9 protein-coding genes are annotated in these 21,379 nt (G+C 38.9%); 6 read left to right on the plus strand and 3 right to left on the minus strand.

The features are described 5' to 3' along the window. From Q0W26_RS04795 to Q0W26_RS04805, 3 genes are all read left to right on the plus strand, one after another. The coding region (locus tag Q0W26_RS04795; RefSeq protein WP_298522979.1) for an Ig-like domain-containing protein at positions 1 to 1,732 on the plus strand (1,732 nt) is incomplete at its 5' end. 353 nt (positions 1,733 to 2,085) lie between these two features. Continuing rightward, positions 2,086 to 2,556 (plus strand): hypothetical protein, encoded by a 471-nt coding sequence (locus tag Q0W26_RS04800; RefSeq protein ID WP_298522982.1) that lies wholly within the window; start codon positions 2,086 to 2,088, stop codon positions 2,554 to 2,556. A 412-nt stretch (positions 2,557 to 2,968) separates the two neighbouring features. Next, entirely contained in the window at positions 2,969 to 4,171 is a 1,203-nt protein-coding gene (locus Q0W26_RS04805) for an ATP-binding protein (protein ID WP_298522985.1), read from the plus strand. 108 nt (positions 4,172 to 4,279) lie between these two features. Here the strand turns inward: Q0W26_RS04805 and Q0W26_RS04810 are convergent, their stop codons facing one another. The 3 genes from Q0W26_RS04810 to Q0W26_RS04820 all read right to left on the minus strand — a co-directional run bounded on the left by Q0W26_RS04810 (position 4,280) and on the right by Q0W26_RS04820 (position 7,222). Continuing rightward, positions 4,280 to 4,558, minus strand: coding sequence for a hypothetical protein (locus Q0W26_RS04810; RefSeq protein WP_298522988.1), 279 nt, complete (start codon positions 4,556 to 4,558; stop codon positions 4,280 to 4,282). A gap of 747 nt (positions 4,559 to 5,305) precedes the next feature. After that, positions 5,306 to 6,286, minus strand: a complete 981-nt coding sequence (dusB, locus tag Q0W26_RS04815) for a tRNA dihydrouridine synthase DusB (protein ID WP_298522991.1) — start codon at positions 6,284 to 6,286, stop codon at positions 5,306 to 5,308. Positions 6,287 to 6,373: 87 nt separating this feature from the next. Then, positions 6,374 to 7,222, minus strand: a complete 849-nt coding sequence (locus Q0W26_RS04820) for a DUF1002 domain-containing protein (protein WP_298522996.1) — start codon at positions 7,220 to 7,222, stop codon at positions 6,374 to 6,376. 206 nt (positions 7,223 to 7,428) lie between these two features. On the opposite strand from Q0W26_RS04820, the gene Q0W26_RS04825 reads away from it, so the two are divergent. The 3 genes from Q0W26_RS04825 (at position 7,429) to Q0W26_RS04835 (ending at position 21,370) form a co-directional block, all read left to right on the plus strand. Next, complete coding sequence (locus tag Q0W26_RS04825) at positions 7,429 to 12,234, plus strand: cobaltochelatase subunit CobN (protein ID WP_298522999.1); 4,806 nt, start codon at positions 7,429 to 7,431, stop codon at positions 12,232 to 12,234. Between the two features lie 27 nt (positions 12,235 to 12,261). Next, complete coding sequence (locus tag Q0W26_RS04830; RefSeq protein ID WP_298523003.1) at positions 12,262 to 16,287, plus strand: right-handed parallel beta-helix repeat-containing protein; 4,026 nt, start codon at positions 12,262 to 12,264, stop codon at positions 16,285 to 16,287. Positions 16,288 to 16,435: 148 nt separating this feature from the next. Then, positions 16,436 to 21,370 (plus strand): cobaltochelatase subunit CobN, encoded by a 4,935-nt coding sequence (locus Q0W26_RS04835; protein ID WP_298523005.1) that lies wholly within the window; start codon positions 16,436 to 16,438, stop codon positions 21,368 to 21,370. Positions 21,371 to 21,379 lie beyond the last annotated feature (9 nt).

Below are 21,379 nucleotides of genomic sequence, written 5' to 3' on the forward strand. Positions count from 1 at the left end.
TATCACTTATTTAGGTGATGAAAACTACAATAAGAACTCCACCAAAACAGAGTTCGCACTTGTAGCGTCTGATATGGAAAACACTACTATCTCCTTGGATATTGTGACTGAAGAAAATTATGTGGGAATGACAGTTACTGTTGATGATGCTGCAACCGGTCTTGTCAAATTCCATGTAATCGGCAGCGCAGGAGAATACACACTCTATGCAGATGTAATTGATGGTAAAGCCATTCTTGAAGACACTCTTCCAATTGGCGATTACACAGTAATTGCAACCTATATGGGAGATGCCAGGTTTAATACCAATGTTACTTCCAGTGAGTTCACTATAAAAGGCCACATCAAGAAGGACACTCCAATTACAGCCACTGCTGATGTTGTTGGAAACAAAGTTACTTTGACTGTTACTGTTGATGAAAACGCTACTGGATTTGTAAAACTGACTGTTGGCGATACTGAAGCTAATATTGAATTAGTGGATGGTGTTGCAACTGTAACATCAACATTGCCTGCAAACAGTTACTATGTGGGAGTAACTTATCTTGGTGATGAAAACTTCAACGTAAACTCCACTAAAGTGGTATTTACCGTTGTGGATGGTGCTAAGGAAAACACTCCTATTTCATTGGATGTGAAAGTTGATGGAAATAATGTAACATTTAATGTCGATGTAAATTCAGGTGCTTCAGGCACTGTCAAATTCCAAATAGACGGTCCTGAAAACCACGCGGTCTATGTTGATGTGGTTGATGGTAAGGCAGTTCTTGAATATGAATTGAAAGGCGGAAAATACTCCGTAGTTGCAACATATTCCGGTGATTCTAAATTCAATTCAAATGTGACATCACAAGACTTCATCGTTAAGGACAAAAGGGTATCTGAATTTGTTGATATTGTCATATCTGTAGAAGGTCTAATCTCAACTAAACTGGTCTACGATTCCAATATCACTATCGCTAATGCAAATGTGATTTATATTATAAATGGCAAAGAATACACAGGTGTTACTGATGAGAATGGTGTTATTGAAATCAATACTACAACCAATGCTGTTGTTGAATTGAAATATGCTGGAAATGATACAATCCTGCCGGCTAACCTTACACTAGTACTCAAAGATCCAGTAAGAATCCCAACTGTCATTGTGGGTAAGGACTACACACAATATGCGGTTGATGCTAAAGCTGGTGAAAGAGGTAACTACTTAAGAGTACAACTCTTCGATGAGAAAGGCAATGCATTGTCCAATAAAACAGTGCTCTTCGGATTCAACGGCCACTTATACGTAAAAACCACAGATGAAGCGGGCTGGGCACAACTTCAAATCAACCTGAAACAGAAAGGATGGTACACATTCGCTGTCGGATTCCTTGGTGATGACAACTACACCGGATCAATGGATATCTATCTGATTACCATCAAACAAAAACCGGTTACAATAAAAGCTGCTGCTAAATCATTCAAAGCAACTGCAAAAACCAAAAAATACACTGTAACCCTAAAAACAGAAAAATGCGCATCTATTGATGGTAAGACATACTTCGGTGCAGGCAAGAAAGTCACCATGAAACTTAACGGTAAGACCTACACAGCTAAAACAAACGCTAAAGGTCAGGCAACATTCAGCCTTAAAATAACCAAAAAAGGCAAATTCGCCGCTACTGTCAAATACGCAGGTGATAATACCTACAAATCAGCAAGCAAGAAGGTAAAAATAACAATTAAATAGTGAGATTAACTCTCACTATCTTTTTTTCTTTTTTAAGCCTGAACAACAGGCATAGGTTGCTCTAGGGCAATGATTATTGACTTTTTTCTAATTTCTGGTGAAATTTTCTACATTTAGGTTTCATTATTTCTCTTTAAAACTTTTCAAATTCCAGTTTCTTATTTTAAATTTCTTATTTTTATATAATGCCTTTAATTATTCTTGTTTTTTTTGTTTAAAGATGCAAGTGAGCACTTACATTCGAAAATCTTTATATATGAGCTTATTTATATAATTAATTGTGCAGTGAAGTGTTAAATCAAAAATTAGCACTACACTTTCAAGTTTATTAATTTAATGTTAAGGTGATACTAATGGAATTCAAAAATACAATATTCGCAATACTCTCAATCTTCTGCGTAGTTCTATCTGCATGTGCAGTAAGTGCAACAAGTGATGTCTCAAATCACTCCAGTGATTTCAGTTTAGATGATGGCCAAGATACTTATGATTCAATGATTCTTCCTCCGGATTATGCTCACGATGAAGCAGGTCAGGCAGCTGGCGGTGATGATTACGATAATGGCATTCCATCCCACGGCGATGGAACCGACCCTGCCACTGATGATAATTTTGACAACGGTGTCCCGGTCCATGGTGATGGAACCGATCCTGCTGAAACCGCTATCGGAAATGGCACTGACAATGCTGCTGGTGAAAACGCAACAGGCAATTCAACCAATGCAACTGCAGCACACACTATGCCGGCTACAGGTAATCCGATTGTGCTATTGTTAGGAGCATGCGCTCTTGTTGGCGGTTATGCTGTAATCAGAAGGAAATAGACCTTAATATTTATGCCATTTTTTTCTCCATAATTGAAAAGCATGATTCGATATCATGCTTTTCATTTTTCCTGTTTTAAATTTCTTTCTTGTATCTGTTTTTAAATATGGATGATTAGTTTTCATCTAAAAACAATTAAATAGTGATTTTTCTTGCTATTAATGGACAATAGATACTTATATTTTTTTGGAAATGATTTTTTGAATAATTTTGCATAATCCAATTATTGGATTTGATATATTTGATGTGTTGGCATAGGCCATTGACAACATTTTTTTTTGGAAAATATTGATTTTATCTTGTAAAATTGATTTTGAGTGAGTATTAGATAATTTTAAATACATTAAATTACACATTAACTATTAACTGTAATTTAATTAATTTAATTTTAATAGTTTGATGGTGTTTTGCATGGATATTTCTGAAAAGGAATCATTATTTCAACCAGGACAACCTGTGAGTCCGGATAGGTTTGAAGGTAGGGAAGATGTTATTAAGGAGATTTTAAAGTATTTTCCTGCTGTTAGGTCAGGCCGCCCTCAGCACTTTTTCATCACAGGAAAAAGAGGAATGGGCAAAACATCTTTAGCCAATTACATTTCTGATTTCGCCAGAAATAATTATTCCATGGTTACTGCACATATTATGAATGATGGTGTTCATGATATTGATGAGTTGGTTGTTCAAATCATCGAAAGGGTTTTAAATGCTATTAGGCCTGAAAAATGGGCCAGTAAGATTTTTAATCTGGTAGGAAATTACATAGATTCAGTAGGATTTGGTGGGTTAAATATCAAATTTAAACCTCCTGAAGATGAATTGAAGAACATTAAGGATAATCTTGCATTCTATTTGTCTGATTTGGTAAGTAATTTTAAGGATAAGGATGGATTGTTTATTGTAATTGATGATATTAATGGATTATCTGAAACACCTGAGTTTGCCAATTGGTATAAAAGCTTTGCAGATACTCTTGCTACATCAATTGATAATGCTAAAATCTGTATAATGTTGACTGGATATCCTGAAAAATTCAGGAGGTTATATGATCATAATCCTTCAGTAAACAGAATTTTTCACACCCATGAATTAAAGGCCCTATCTGATGAGGATGTAGAAAAGTTCTACACTACAATTTTTTCTTCATATGGTATTGATGTGTCTCCTTCTGCTTTAGGGAATATGACCAAATATTCTTCCGGAATGCCAACAATGATGCAGGAAATTGGCGATGCAACTTTCTGGAAAGATACCGATGGATATATTGATGATGAAGATGCATTGGGTGGAATTATTGAGGCAGGAAATAGGATAGGCTTGAAATATCTGCAGCCTTTGCTTGACAATAAGATTAGAAGCGAAAATTACTTGTCGTTATTTAAAAAAATCGGTAAAAAATTGGCTGCATCCCCTAACACTACTTTCACTAAAAATGAATTTGAAGATGTCTTAAATGAGTCAGAATCCAATGTATTTAAGGATTTCATCAGCAGATCAAGGAAATTGGGAATAATTGAGTTGGCAAGTTCTAAAAAACAAGGGGAATATCAATTTACGAATCAATTGTATCCAATCTATTTTTTAATCCAATCTGTTTTGGAAGAACAGAAATAAAAGAGGATATTAATGGTGTGTTGGTTTAAAGTTACACCTAATGGTTTATAAATTAAAAAGATAAATTTTATATTTATTTTATTTTAATCTGTTTTTAAATTAGGATAATTAATTTTCATCTAAAAACAATTGCTGTTCTCCATATACAGACTCAACCACTATTGAAGATACATTGTAGACGTACAATTCCTGTGTGTTCATGGTTTTGTCATAGCAGACAAATTCCACATGATATCCATCGCCGTTGGCAAAGTGTATGGATCGCACATTATGCAAAAACACTTTACCGTCAACAATGACATTATTGTAGCGGCCTGCTATAAGATGGATGCTTTCACTTCCGATATATTCGGTTAAATTCATATTGGATTTCTCTTTTATCTCCATTTTACATCTCCCCAGACATATTTTTAAAGTCGCAGTCGAAGATATTTAAATCAATGCCGCATTAATTTATCAATTTGATCGCAAATCCATTTAGGTCAATGTTGTTCCCGGTTGTTTTTTAAAACATTGTTTTCGAAATTTTTGTGTTGTTCGTCACCCGTCTTATTCATTCCCTATTATTTTAGGGAGTTCGATTCATATTCTCTTGCTGATTTAAAATATTTGCATATAACTGTTTTAAGCTCTCAAATTATCATTTTTGAGTTTAGAGTTTTATCGATATGAACAGTTCACATCGATTAAAATTCTTATTTTTAATCTGTAATTGCATTTATTATAATATTACTTATTTAAATCTTTCTAATTTTTCTTAATGTTAATGTAATACTTAATTGTTTTAAAATAAGATTATATTGATAATATCAATTTCGATAATACATTATTGTTCATAACGTTTTAAGGTGACAGGACAGGAGTTTATTTAAGAAGGGCGCTGTTAATCTCTTCAATGTTGAGTGATGATGGTATTAGTTGTTATGTATTTGACATTAACGATTGCAATTTCACAAATTCACCTTAATTTGCTTTGTACATATATATCCCAATTTTCAATCAAATCCATTTTCATCAATCGGTGATGTTAATGTCAATTTCGTTTAAGCATTTGCATACTGTTTGTCTGATGTTAATGTTAAATTTGTCATTAAATCAAGTAAATGGTGGTGTGTAATCGTTGCCCAGATGCATTCATCGTGCAATATATTCTCGGTACTCGTCAAGCAGGTCGAACAGTTCATCTTTGGTGTGGATTTTAAACAGTTTCGGCTTTATTTCGGAACTTCTGTAGGAATTTTTCAGATAATATGCCGCATGTGTTCTCATCTTGTGAACGGCCACATTTTCAGGCAGTTTCAATGAAAGCAAATCAACATGCCTTTTGATCATGGCTATCTTTTCATCCAATGTTATCTTTCGGGGTTCAATCCCATTGTCCAGATAGTCGATGCATTCCTTTATAATCCATGGATTTCCACGAACGGCCCTTCCAATCATTATCGCATCACATCCCGTTTCATCAATCATCCTTTCGCCATCATAACATGACCAGATGTCACCGTTTCCAATCACAGGAATTGAAAGTGAATCCTTGACCTCTTTGATGATGCTCCAGTCTGCCGGAATGTCATATCTGTCCTCTCTTGTACGTGGATGGACTGCAATGGCAGATGCTCCCGCATCCTCGATTATTCCTGAAACTTCAACGGCATTGTTTTCGCCGTGTTTCCATCCACATCTTATCTTTGCGGTAACAGGTATAGGAACGCTTTCGACAACAGTCTCGACAATCTCTCCAATTTTTTCAGGGGTTTTAAGAAGGGCGCTTCCGCATTTGCTTTTGACCGCCACCTTAGTAACTGGACATCCTATGTTGATGTCAATGATGTCTGGATTCATCATTTCATAAACTTGCCTAGATGCGACTTTAAATGATTCGCTGTCCGCTCCGAATATCTGCTGTGAAATCGGACGCTCCTCTTCGGTCATGTAGAGCATCTCCTTGGTTTTCCAGTTGTCATACATCAGGGATTTTGCGGAAACCATTTCAGTTTCAATCAGTCCGCAGCCCATTGATTTGACGATTCTTCTAAAGGCGGAATCGCAGATTCCTGCCATAGGTGCCAAAACCACCTGATTGTCTATTTTGACATTGCCGATTTTCCATTTCATCAGTCATTAGATTTGTAAGTAATGTTTTTTAAATGATTTGATGAAACGTGAATTTCAATATTAAAAAAAGAAATGAAGGGACTATTTTTAGTTAAATAGCCCGCCAAATAAACCTTGAAGTGAATTGGTATCAGTAGTATTGTTGAATACGTCTGACACTTCAGCTTGGTAGTTGTTAATGTCGCCTTGAACGTTTTGTATTTGCTCAATACTTGTTGCAAGGTTTTCAATATCACTGTTTGTAATGTTAATGTTGTTTACAATAGTGTAGTTATTGATAATGTTTACAATTGTCTGGTGATCTGTAACGTTTTCCTCTTTAACTGTCTCTTTTACATCATCAACTAATTCTGATAGTTCCTCTGCTGAAACGTTTGAATTTTGAACAATCTCTGATTGTGTGTAGATTTCATTGTTTGCAGCTTCTTTCACTGTGTCTGGAATTTCAACGTTTGTTGCAACTTCATAGGAATTCATGATTCCTGCAAGTGCTGATTCACCGGTTGCTGATACTGGACTTGTCACATAGACGTGTCCTGCGGTGATTCCGGATGATTTCAATGCTGACAGGTACATGTCCCCGGTAATTGTGGTGATTTTTGATTTGTCCACACTTACTTCAAGATTGTCGTTCTCATTCAGGTCAACGAGGGCTGATGAGAATATCTGATTTGATCCATAAGTCTTACCAGTTATTGTACTTGCAATCTTATTTACTTCACTAGCTGTGATTACTTTTGAGTTCGCATTTCCCAAATCGGCATTTGCCTGACTTTTGAAAAATGAATCAACAGTATTTTTGTAGTCTGAATTTGCATAAGTGGTCTCACCGTAGGTAATTACCACTGAGTCCGCTTGGCCTGAAAACCCTATTGGGATAATCATTCCAAGTACGATTATAGATAAAATAACAATACCTATTGTACTCTTTTGCATATTATCACCTCTTTGTAATTGCAAACTTTCTTTGTATGTTTAAGTATTTAAATGTATATTATTGTGTGTGCAGATTTTTTTGAGTAAAAGTAAATTTTTCATAATTCAATTAATTTTATATGTTATTCAAACTAAATTTAATCTTATGATAGAATGTTGTGGGAGGTGAAAATCTGCATAAAAATTATTCATGGTTAATGTTTGCTTTGATTCTTCTCGTTTGCATATGCTCTGTAGGGAGTGTATTTGCAGAAGATAATGCAACTGATGATTCTGTTTCGCTTCAAAATGATTTGGATGAGGTTTCAATCGATGATGTGGAAATTCTGGAAGCGTCCGATAATGTGATTTCAATTCATGTGAAGGATTCATATAATGCCAGCATAAAGACATGGGATGAGGACGGCTTTGACCTGCAGGGGGCTACGGTCAAGGTATATGACTCTTCAGACAAGCTGGTTTCAACAGTCAAAACAAATTCCAAGGGAATGGCAACAATCAAGAATCTAGATTCCAAAAAATACCATCTTGAGATTAGCTATTCAACATATAATCCGATGAAACTGGATGACATTGACTTTACCAAAAAGAGCGGAACAGTCAGCATTGACGATGTCATTTTCACACCGGATATCCTGCTGCTGGTCGATTACAACTCCCACAGCGAAAAGGTGGACATACTGATGAACATGTCAAAAAGGGTTGCATACATCAGCACAACCGATTTCGACAAATCAAGGGCATGGCTTGCCGAATATGCCCAGTATATCCACATTGACATGTTTTCAGAATCCGCTTATGCAGTATTCACAGGCCCATATCTTAAGGAGCTGCTGTCAAAATCACCTGCAAACGCAAGATACAACGTTGCATACACATTCAGTGTCTGCTCCAAGCAGATTCTGGACAACCTGGGCATACACATTGCAGGAGCCTCTGCGTCAAACAACACCTTCGACACGGTTGAAAACACATACATCGGCTCATATTTCCAGGCACACGACATTGAGGAATCAGACGTGCTTTTAAAGAACATGAAAAATTACCTTCAATACGTCTTTCATCTGATAAGTCCGGGCAAATATGACGATCCGACATTAAATGATGACAATGCTCCGCTGATGACACCTGAATGTGGATTTTACCATCCTGATTTGGGAATCTACACATTGGTTCCTGAAGGAAGCCTGATTAACCGCTGGATTCGTGAAAATCCTGGATACAGCATCAATGACGGAAGCCTCAACTGGATGAGCGAAAACTACGGCAACTGGCTTATTGATGAGGTCGACCCTACATCACTCTTTAAAAGGTTTGAAAGCGATTATGTCTCAAAGCTCCATCCGAACAACACCTTCATTGCAATCACCTCATATTATGGTGGTGAAGAGGTTACAGATGCGCTAATCAGAGGTTATGAGGCAAGCGGAAGACCTGCATTCAACGTCTTCAAGACAGGAACACAGCCGGCTCTTTCATCAATCCTGAACAAGATAAATGAGGTTTCAACCGTCGGAATTTCTGCAGTCAATTCACTTTGCAGCTGGTCTCTTGATTATGCAAACGGCACTGCAGAGCCTGATTTGACAGACATTGACCTGCATGTACTTAAAGGAATCATTGACATTTCAGAATACAGCTACAACAGCGAACTGGGTCCTCAGGTCGAATGGACATTCATGGTGACATATCCTAGTTTCGAAGGGGTATTCGGTCAGGTAGCCTTGTCCTGGAGGGACAATTTGGGCAAATCCCATGTGATTCAGGATGGCGTTGACAAGATGGTCAAGCTCAACTGTGCATGGGCAGATCTCCATGACATGAAGAATTCCCAAAAGAAAGTGGCAATCATGCTTTATAACTACCCTCCTGGAAAAGCAGAGATTCGAGCATCATATCTCGACGTTTTCAACAGCACATTCGAGCTGATTCTTCAGCTTGCTGCTGATGGCTATGACATCGGAGGCCACATAGAATATTCAAATTACTACAATAACACTTACCAATGGATTATCCACTCCGATGATGAGTACAAAATCAACGGAACCTACACAAACATGATTTCATTGGATAACTTGACTGACATGACTTTTGACATGAACAACAAGGGTTCATGGGCTTCAGGACTGCTTGAAAAGTATGTTGAGGACAACTGGGACAGCTTAAGGAAACACCATCAGCTGATTTCCCTTCAGGATTTCGAAAATCTGACCTCTGATGTCAGGGAAGAGCTAATCAATGATCTGCTGAACTATTGGGGAGACAATTTAGGTCCAGCAATGGTATATAAGGACAGATACATTGTAATTCCTGGAGTTTGGTTTGGTAATGTCTTTGTAACTTTCCAGCCAAGTAGGGGTTGGGAGGAAATTCAGGACTACCACAGCCTCATCATACCTCCGACACAGCAGTATGTCACATTCTACAAATGGATGGAGAAGGATGCAAAAATCAATGCGGTCGTCAGTATGGGAACACATGGTACTCAGGAATGGTTGCCTGGAATTAACCTTGGAGCATATCCGGGGGACTGGACATTTGAGCTGACACTGATACCGACAGTTTATCCTTATATCGTATCAAACCCTGGTGAAGCGATGGTTGCAAGGGACAGGAGTTCAGCGCTTCTGATTACTCACATGACTCCTGCAATGGTTTCATCCTCATTGTACGGAAACTATTCCACATTAAAGAATTACATTACCTACTACAAAAATCAAGTGAGCGTCAACGTCTCTTCAAATGCAGAATCATACAAAATCATGATTCTCGAGCTGGCACCATCTTTAGGTTTTGCAAACATAACAGAAAACCAGACATTCGATGAATGGATTGACGAGCTGCACCTTTATCTCGATGCGATGGAGGATGACTTCAACACCCATGGAATTCACACAATAGGTAAAGTCATGGCAGGCTATGAGCTGTCTGAAGAGGTCGTCACAATCGTCACATCACAGACAAAGGTCTATGACTATCTGATTGAGTTTCTATATCCTAAGCTCAAGGGCCTTAAGTTCTATGATGATATCGAGGGCAATTTCAAGTATTCCAAGGAAAAGGATGCAATCAAGGAATTTTTAAGGAACTATTCTTCAGCATTGGTCAACGGGTCATCTGCAAAAGACCTGAATAGGAAATTCGGAATTGCCGAAGGGACTGCACTTTACAATGCCACCCTTTATGCTGAAGAGGTCATCGTCAACATTCAAAGGAACAACGAATGGAATGCAATTCTAATCGCATTGAGAGGAAATTACCTTAAAGCCGGATTGTTCGCCGACCCGTCATACGGTGATTCAATACCTACAGGTTATGACGGATATGCATCAGACCCGACAAGAATGCCTTCCATAGCAGCATATGACTCTGCAGTAAGGATAGTTGACATGCTTCTTGCAAACTACTATGACGAGCACGGCAAATGGCCTGAGCTGACATCACTGATCATGTGGGGTACTGAAATATCAAGGACAGAAGGTATAGGCATTGCGGAATTCCTGTATTTGATGGGATGCAAGCCGGTATGGGCAGACAACGGCAAGGTCATTGGTGTTGAACAGATTCCTATTGACGATTTGAACGTCACATTGAACAACGGCTCTGTTGTGAAAAGGCCTAGGGTGGATGTTTTTGTAAGTATGGTTACCAACAACAAGGATTGGATTACCTGGATGCTCACCGCACTTGATCTGGCGGTAAATGCAACAGGAGAGGATGAAAGCAACAATTATATCAAAAAGCATTACAATGAAAACCCGACCCTTGACAGGCTCTTCGGTCTTCCAGGAAACGTATTGGAAGGAACAGGTATGTCAAACCTTATTCCGAACACTGCAGACTGGAACATTGATACGGTAAGCGAATATGCTACCGATATTTATCTGAGCAGAGTGTCTTATTCATGGACTTTGGACGATAAGGGAAATGTGGTAGTTAAAAACCAGAGGGATGCCTATGAATACCTGCTTAAAAAGGTTGACGTGATTTCCCAAAACTTTGACAGTACCTGGAGACTGTTTGACTCTGACGATTATTACGACTGGTTCGGCGGATTGTACAATGCCGCAACAGTGCTGAAGGAAAAGGAAGGAATGGAAAAGCCTGACACTGCATTTTTCGATATTAGAAATAAGAACAAATATGTTTCAAGAACATATAATGAGGAAATCGAGTTTGAAGTAAGAAGCATGCTTTTAAATCCGCAGTATTACAATGCGCTGGTCAAGACTCCTGCCGGAATGAACTCATACGCCTCCAAGTTTGAGCATTTCTATGCATCCACAATCATGGGCGGCGAGAAATTGAACAAGCAATTGGGAGACCAGCTGGCAAAGACAATCCGTGACATTAACGCAGGCGTAAACAAAGGCAGCTTGGCTGCAGGTTCACAGTCTTCAATGGCATGGATGATTTACATGGCAGACCAGGGCGTTTGGGAAGCTGATTCAGCCACTGTTGAAGAGCTGGTCAACGATTACATGAAAAGCGTAATCGACTATGGCGTTGCATGCTGCCACCACACATGTAAGAACCTTGCATGGAACAGCAAAATCATCCAGGCAAGTTCACTGACTCCTTCACAAAAGCAGAAATTTGCAGAAATATTGGCTCAGGCAACCAATACCGAACCTCTATATCAGATGGAAGAGGAAAGTTCTAATGACGGTGAATCAGGAAATTCATCAGATGGAAATTCCAAAAGGGATGCTTTGGTAAACGGAACTTCCGAGGAAAAATCAGATTCCTCACAGGAAGGAGGAAATACTGCAGTCGGAAATCAGCCGGGCGAATCAGGAAATGCCAAGGTGGCTTCATCTTCACAAAGCTCTCAAAGCGCTTCCTCCGAAAGCGCTGGTGCAAATGCATACGAATTGGATAAGAAATCCGCATCCAAGTCTGTCAGTTCCGCCGAGTCAAACATGCCGATATTCGTAATTTTCATAGTTATAATTCTTATAGGAATATTTTTAGTGGGTTATCTTAGAGACCAAAATGATGATGAGTATTAGTTATTATTAATGAAATGAGGAAAAAATATGTTCAAAAAAATAAATTTAATGTTTGCATTGATGTTTTTCGTGCTTATTGGTAGCGTTAGCGCAATTGACGACAACGCTGCTGATTTGGATAACATGTCAATGTCAGCTGATGAAAATGTAGTCGTTGAAGAAATATCCGAGGATGTCGTATTGGAGGCTGGCTCCCATACGATTAACTCCGGAAACTATAAAGATTATTTTGACAGCAACGGTAATCTTGTTTCAGCATCCGTTAAGGATGGAGATACCGTATATCTGGATGGAAAATTTTCAAATTCCAAGTTCACATTCAACAAGCCTGTCAACATTGTCGGAACTTCCACAAATGATTTGAAAAATTCCGTTGTCACATTATTGAGCGGAGCTTCAGGCAGTTCCATATCCGGATTGAAAATAGCCAATACCAATGACAACGCTTTTGGCGTGTTTTTAAACAGCGCCAGCTATTGTACAGTTGAAAACTGTTTTATAAACAACAGTGGAGTGGCTTCACACTGTATTGCCGTTGGTAATGACGCCAACCATAACAACATCACAAATAATTTCGTTTCATGTTACGGAATCACCTATGGTCACGGTGGAACACGTTCAACACCTCCTCTCATAGTCAGCGGTTCCCATTATAACACAATAACAAACAATCATGTTGAATGTGATGATGCAAACGGTATTTATCTCTCAAGCTTTAATCACGATCCTTTAAAAGGGGGGCCGTCTGATTACAATGTGATTTATAACAACACTGTTCACTATAATGTTCTTCCTACCTCCTGGGCAAACGGAATTAAGGTGATGGGTGGAAACAATCTCATAAGTTCCAATAAGGTCATTGGAGGTTATAAGGGGATTTACACTTCATCAGGAAAGAACAATACAATCATCTACAATCAGGTCATCAACGTCACCGGTGCCGACTATAACCATTTGGGAGTTGAAGTGGGCGGTGAATATGCGATTGTAGGTACTCCAAGCTCAATCATCGCAAACAATACCATAACCAATTCCAAAATCGGCGGAAGCTTTGCGGGAATCTATGTAATTGACAACTCAATTGCCGAGTACAATTATGTTGAGGTTTTAAATGCCGGTAAAGGTATCGAGGCCGGAGGATCCAATGTAATAATCAGAAACAATGTCATAAACACCCAATTGGGTTCTGGAGTTCACCAGAAGGATGACGGTTCAGGATTGCTTGTGGAAAACAACACAATCACTTCAGTATCCGGTGCGGGAATTCTGATTGAAAAGTTAAGCTCAAAAAGGATGCCTTCCAATGTCACTGTCATTAAAAACACAATCTCTACCGGAAACAAGCATGCAATTGAAGCAAGCGGTGTTCAGGCTGATACATCATTCATAGACACTGAATCAAATAAGATTATCGGTTCAGGAACCATCGTCTCTCCTGCAGGAGTATTCGATTCATCAAAACCTACATACACATTCAAAGGCACAACACATTATATCACTCCTGAAAATGTCCGTGATTACATCAATTTCAATGGTGGTTTGAGCCCTGAAATCAAGGACGGAGACATATTAAATTTCAAAGGAAATTTCAACAATGAGATAATCTTCATTACAAAAAGCGTCAAGGTCACAGGCGACTCACCGATATTCTACAATTCCTCATTCAAGATAACAGCCTCAAACGTCTGGATTGAAAACCTTACAATAATCAACAATATGGCCAACAGGGTCAATGCCTGGGGAATCTTTGTCAATCAGGGATTCGGCGTTAAGATCATCAACAATACCATAAGAGTAAATGACCCTAATGCAGCATATGCAATCTATGTATTGGAATCATCTTCCATAGAAGTCATAAACAACGACCTGTTCTCTGAAGGAACATATCTGACATTCACTTTGCTTTCATACGCTTCGGAAAACTGTGATTTCTCAGACAACATAATCCATACCATGGGAACCGATGAGGTTTATGCCTATGAGCCTAAAAAGTGCCTTGACGGTGCTGAAGAATACCTTGAAGGTGATGTGTTCTGTCTGGATGGAGGCCATGTGGTTCCTGAAATCTACAGGACATACGGTATATTGATGCTCTACTCATCAAACAACAATGTCACAGGCAATGACGTCAATGTCACCTCCAGACTTAAGGACAAGTATCCAACCACCGGTGCAGAGTCCTCATCAAATTCCCTTGTCGGTATTGATTTGTATTACAACTCTCACAACAACACATTTTCAAACAACAACGTCTTCGTAAAAGGTATGGACAACTACATTTACGGTATGGGCGTTTTAGGGGTAGTTACCGGACACGCAGTTGCCGAAGGCCAGGGCGCAACAGGCAATTCTTTCATTGGAAATGCAATAAATCTTGAAGGAACCTACTTTGCAACCGGATTCATTGCAGGTGATTCATCTGTAGGCACCAACGTGAAGGACAACACTATCAATATCAATTCGGGCAGTGTTGTTTACGGAATCACCTTGGAAATGTCACAGGCATCTTCAATTGACAATAACACCCTTAATTTGAACTCACAGCTTATTTATGGAATTGATGGAATAGGTTCAAGCGACAATGTCATTTCACAAAACACAGTAACTGCAAATTCAAAGACTTCATGTACAGTGCTTATTTCAAACGGAAACGGCAACATCATCTCAAAGAATTTAATCAACTCCAACGGAAGCGGTGAAGAGATTCCATTCCTCATTTTGGATTACATCTCCTGTGAAAATTCAGGAATTTATCTGGTGGCAAATTCCACAGGAAATAAGATAGTCGACAATAACATAACCTCCAGTGAAGGATATGCTGTTGTTTTGGACAGCGAAGCAACCTCAAATGTCATATCAGATAATTATTTAAGTTCAAAACGTGGTACTGGAAATGGTGCAGTGAGCGCTTCAAAAGCCAATGATGTTTCAGACAATTATAAATTTGTAGCAATGGGATCTTACAGTCCAGTAGACGTAAAATATATGGGCACTGGCGAATTTAAGTTCAATTTCACAGAAAATGCCAATGGTGGAATTGTAAAACTCTATGATACTGATAACAATTATTTAAATGAAACAGTCATCTCCAACGGCAAGGCTGTTTTAAGTTTCAGCTTCGATAAGAGTTATGATTCGTTCCAATACATATTTTACGCAAAATTCGAAAAGGATAATTTCAAAACATCTCTTTTCCAAATCGATGTTGAAGTTTTCAAGGGAGATTTGATTATCGGATTTGACAATGTCACAATCACTCAGGGAGACACAAAACTCATCACTGCAAAGGTTTCAGATGAATTCGGAAATCCTATTAAAGGTGTGAGGGTACAGTTCTCCAGAAAAACTTCCGCTGATACTACACGTTCCATGGGTATTGCCACAACCGACGGCAATGGGGTTGCGTCACTGAACTATACAGCGCAGACTTCATTAGGTGAAGGCGTACATGACATCTTTGCCGAAGTGGCTGAAATAGACAACTACAATGGTGCTGTCAACTCTTCCAAATTGACAGTACTTGCCAAAGTCGTCGTTCCTCCAACAATTGCAGGAAACAAGGATTATTCAGTTTATTATGGAAACACAATCAAGTATAAGGTTCGCATTTTGGATGAATCCGGAAAACCTCTCGGCAAAGGAAAATCCGTAGTCTTTACAATCAACGGAAAATCAAAATCAGTCAATACCGATGCGTCAGGCTATGCGACTTATTCCATCAAATTAAATGCCGGAAAATACACACTTTCCATAAAATGTGACGAAAGGACAGTATCCAGCAAGATTACTTTCAAGGCAACTTTAACAGCCAAGAATCTTGTTCAAAAGAAATCCAAAACCACAAAGTTCTCAGTCAAACTGGTTGACAAGAAAGGTAAGATTCTGAAAAACAAAAAGGTCACATTCAAGATTAACGGAAAGAAATACACTGCCAAAACCAACAAAAAGGGCACTGCCACAATTTCCATTAAAAACTTGAAAGTGGGCAAACACACAATCACATCCAGCTATGGCGGATGCACAATCAAAAACACAATTAAAATAAAAAAATAAGTTTAAACACTTATTTTTTAACTTTTTTTTTAAAGATTTTAACTCTTTTTTCTCACAAAACAATTTTTTTAACATTCAAATATAATTTTGTTTAGTTAATTTTATATGTTGTCAAATCAAATTTACAAATGTAGTAAAGATTATTGCTATGTTTATTAAAAAGGCAAAAGGAGGTGAAAAAACGGTAAAATTAGATAAAAGGTTAGTATTTGCATTAATTATTTCTATATTGCTTCTATTTTCTGTAAGCTCTGTTTTTGCAGGAGATAATGAAACAATATCTGATGTGATGAGTGTTTCTGACAGCTTTGTGTCGAGCAACAATGTATCGGAAATTCTGGCGTCTCAATCGGATGAAGGGGTATTAACAGCAGGCAATGTAATTAATGTTCATGTTACTGATTCTTATAATGAAACAAGCAAGAACTGGGATGAAGACGGGTTTAATTTAGCGGGAGCTACCGTTAAAGTATATGATTCAAAAGACAATTTGGTTTCAACATTAAACACAGACAAAAACGGTAATGTTGCAATCAAGAATCTGGGCTCAGACAAGTACAGTCTGAAAATCATCTATTCCACTTATGAGCCTATCGAATTAAAGGATATCGACTTTACCAAGAAAACAGGTACGGTTGACATTGACAACATCATGTTCGTTCCGGACATACTGCTGCTGGTGGACTATAACTCCCACAGCGAAAAGGTGGATTTGTTGATGAACATGTCCCGAAGGGTGGCTTATATCAGTACCACTGATTTCGATAAGTCCAGGGCATGGCTGGTTGAATATGCAAATTTCATTCATATTGACATGTTTTCAGAATCAGCATACAGCGTTCTTACAGGACAGTACTTAAAGGAGCTATTGGCAAAGTCTCCGGCCAATGCAAAATATAATGTGGCGTATACTTTCAGTGTATACTCACAGCAAATCCTAAACAACACAGGGATGCACATTGTCGGAGCGTCAGCCGAAAACAATACCTTTGACACTGTCGAGAATACCTATGTTGGTTCTTACTTCCAGGCTCGTGACATTGACGAATCATACATTTTACAAAATAACATGAAGAATTATTTAGATTATGTTCGTTACTTAATCAGCCCTTCAAAGTATACCAATCCGACAAAGGATGAGAATAACGCTCCATTGATGACTCCTGAATGCGGTTTCTACCATCCTGATTTGGGAATGTATACGGTAGTTCCTGAAGGAAAGTTAATCAACCAATGGATTCGGGAAAATCCCGGCTACACCCATAATTCAGACGGAAGTCTTAATTGGATGACTGAAAACTATGTTGACTGGCTAATCAAGGAATTGGACCCTACATCATTGTTCAAGAAGTTTGAAAATGATTACATTGAGAAGTTCCATCCTACAAAGCCATTCATAGCTATCGCTTCATATTATGGTGGAGAAGAAGTTTCCGATGCATTAATCAGGGGCTATGAAGCTAATGGAAGGCCTGCATTCAACGTATTCAAGACAGGTACTCAGCCACCGATGTCTTCAATCCTAAATAAGATCAAAAACGTTTCCACAGTTGGAATATCTGCAATCAATTCACTTTGCAGCTGGTCTTTGGATTATGCTAACGGCACTGCAGAGCCTGATTTGACAGACATTGACCTTCATGTATTGAAAGGTATAGTTGAGATATCAGAATACAGCTACAAAAGCGAATTGGGCCTTCAGGTTGAATGGACATATATGGTAACCTATCCTAGTTTTGAAGGTGTATTCGGTCAGGTCGCATTGTCCTGGGTTGACAGCTTGGGCAAATCCCATGTAATCCAGGAAGGTGTTGACAAGATGGTTCAGCTGAACTGCAAATGGGCCGACCTGCATGATTTGAACAATTCAGACAAGAAAGTTGCCGTAATGCTCTATAACTACCCGCCGGGTAAGGCAGAAATTGGTGCCTCATATCTTGATGTATTCACCAGTGTTTATGACCTGATTATTCAGCTCTATGCTCAAGGATACGATATAGGAGGTATTGCCGAATATTCCAATTATTACAACAACACTTATCAGTGGATTATCAATTCAACAGATAATTATAAAATCAACGGAACATTGACAAACATGATTTCACTGTATAATCTTACAAGAATCATATTTGACATGAACAACAAGGGTTCATGGGCTTCCGGACTGCTTGAAAAGTATGTTGAGGAAAATTGGGACACATTGATGGAACACCATCAGCTGATTTCACTTGAGGAATTCGAATACTTGACTTCAGACATCAGAGAGGACTTGTACAATAAGCTTATCAGCTATTGGGGAGACAATTTGGGTCCTGCAATGGTTTATAAGAACAGGTATATTGTAATTCCTGGTGTTTGGTTTGGTAATGTGTTCGTTACTTTCCAGCCAAGTAGAGGTTGGGAAGAGGTTCAGGATTACCACAGTCTGGTCATTCCACCGCATCAGCAGTACGTTTCATTTTACAAATGGATGGAAAAGACAGCAAAAATCAATGCGGTCGTAAGTATGGGTACACACGGAACCCAGGAATGGCTGCCTGGTATCAATCTGGGTGCATTTCCTGGGGACTGGACTTTTGAATTGTCTGTAATTCCTACAGTCTATCCTTATATTGTATCCAACCCTGGTGAAGCGATGGTTGCAAGGGACAGGAGTTCAGCGCTTCTGATTACTCACATGACTCCTGCAATGGTTTCATCCGAGCTTTACGGTAATTACACAACTTTAAAAAATTACATCAATTACTACAAGGAGCAGATGTCCCTTAATGTGACTTCCAATGCGGAATCCTACAAAAATATGATTCTTGATTTGGCTCCTACATTAGGTTTCAGAAACATATCATCCAATGAAACATTTTCAGACTATATTGACGAGCTGCACCATTATCTGGACAGTATGGAAGACGATTTCAACACATTCGGTCTTCATACATTAGGTAAGGTATTGGAAGGATATGAAATGGCGGAAGAGGTCATTACGATTGTAACTTCCCAGACAAAAATCTATAATCAGCTTATCGAACACCTATATCCTAAATTGGTGGGATTGGATTTCTACAAGGATATGCTGAACGATTTCAAATATTCCAAGGAAGTGGATGCAATCAAGGAATTCCTAAAGAATTATGTCTATCGCCTTGTCAACGGAACCCCGGTCAAGGAATTGAACAAGGAATATAATATTAAGGAAAATTCCGCACTGTACAATTCCACATCCTACTGTGAAGAGATTATTTCCAACATTGAGAAGAACAATGAATGGAATGCGATTCTATTGGCTTTAAGCGGAAGATACGTCAAGTCAGGATTGTTTGCAGACCCGTCCTATGGTGATTCGATACCTACAGGATATGACGGTTACGCTTCTGACCCTACAAGAATGCCTTCTCAAGCTGCATACGAGTCAGCAGTCAATGTCGTCAACATGCTTCTTGCAAACTACTATGAACAGCATGGCAAATGGCCTGAGCTTACCTCATTAATCTTATGGGGTACTGAAATATCCAGAACCGAAGGAATAGGTGTTGCCGAATTCATGTACTTCCTTGGATGCAAGCCTGTCTGGTCTGAAAACGGCAAGGTGCTTGGCGTCGAGCAGATTCCATTGGAAAATCTGACATTGACATTGAACAACGGTTCAGTCGTCAACAGGCCAAGAATAGATGTATTCGCAAGTATGGTTACAAACAACAAGGACTGGATTTCATGGATGATTACTTCCGTAAATTTGGCTTTAAACGCTACAGGTGAAGATGAAACCAACAACTACGTTAAAAAGCATTATGCGGAAAACCCTACCCTTGACAGATTGTTCGGTCTTCCGGGAAACGTTTTGGAAGGAACTGGTATGTCCAATCTCATTCCAAACACTGCAGACTGGAACATTTCTTCAGTAAACGAATATGCCATGGACATCTATTTGACCAAAGTGTCATATTCATGGACTCTTGATGAAAACGGAAATGTCGTTGTCACAAAGCAAAAGGACAATTACAAGTATCTGCTTGATAAGGTGGATGTCATAACCCAAAACTTCGACAGTACCTGGAGGCTATTTGACTCCGACGATTACTATGACTGGTTCGGCGGATTATACAATGCTGCAAACGTATTGAAGGAAAAGTCTGGTAAGGAAAAGCCGGATACTGCATTTTTCGACATCAGGAACAAGAACAATTACATTTCAAGAACCTATGATGAGGAAATCAGCTTTGAAATTCGCAGTAAGCTATTGAATCCTAAATATTATGAGGCATTGTCCAAGACCGCTGGAGGTATGAATTCCCTTGCGTCAAACATGCAGAACATGTACGGATCTCTTGTTTTAAGCGGTGAAAAGCTCAACAAGGAATTGGGTGACCAGTTGGCACAACGTAACTTGGATGCTCTTACCGGAGCTAATGATGCTACATTGGCTCCTGCAGCACAGTCAATGGCGGGTTGGCAGATATATATGGCTGACCAGGGACTTTGGGACGGAGATGCAAGCACAGTTCAGAAACTTGTGGACGCTTATATGCAAAGCGTTATCGAGTATGGCGTTGCATGCTGTCACCACACATGTAAGAACCTTGCGTGGAATGCAAAAATCATCCAGTTGAGTTCCCTAACTCCTGCCCAAAAGCAAAAGTTCGCAGAAATTCTTGCTCAGGCAACAAACACTGACCCGTTATATCAGATGGATCAGGAATCAAACGGTCAGCAAGGAAACACAGGCGATTCAAACAACGGCAAGACAGACAATGGTAACAAGAATGCAAATACTCTGACAAACAATACCTCTCAGGAACAATCCGACGGATCAAGTTCCGGAGGCAGGACTGCATATGGAATCGATCCTTCCGAAAGTGGGGATGCAAAAACCACTGAAGATGCACAGTCATCTCAGGATGCTTCTTCCGGAGCAGCTGGTGCAGGTGGTGCCAAATCTTATGAGCTTTCAGAAAAATCCACTTCCAAATCAGCCAGTGCAACTGAATCAAGCATGCCTATATTCGTTATTGTTGCAGTAATTATTTTAATTGCAATATTCCTTGTCGGATACTGGCGCAGTAATGATGATGAATATGATGATTATTAAATTAATCAT

This window comes from uncultured Methanobrevibacter sp., from assembly GCF_947169325.1.
In the GTDB taxonomy this organism is placed as follows: Archaea; Methanobacteriota; Methanobacteria; order Methanobacteriales; family Methanobacteriaceae; genus Methanocatella.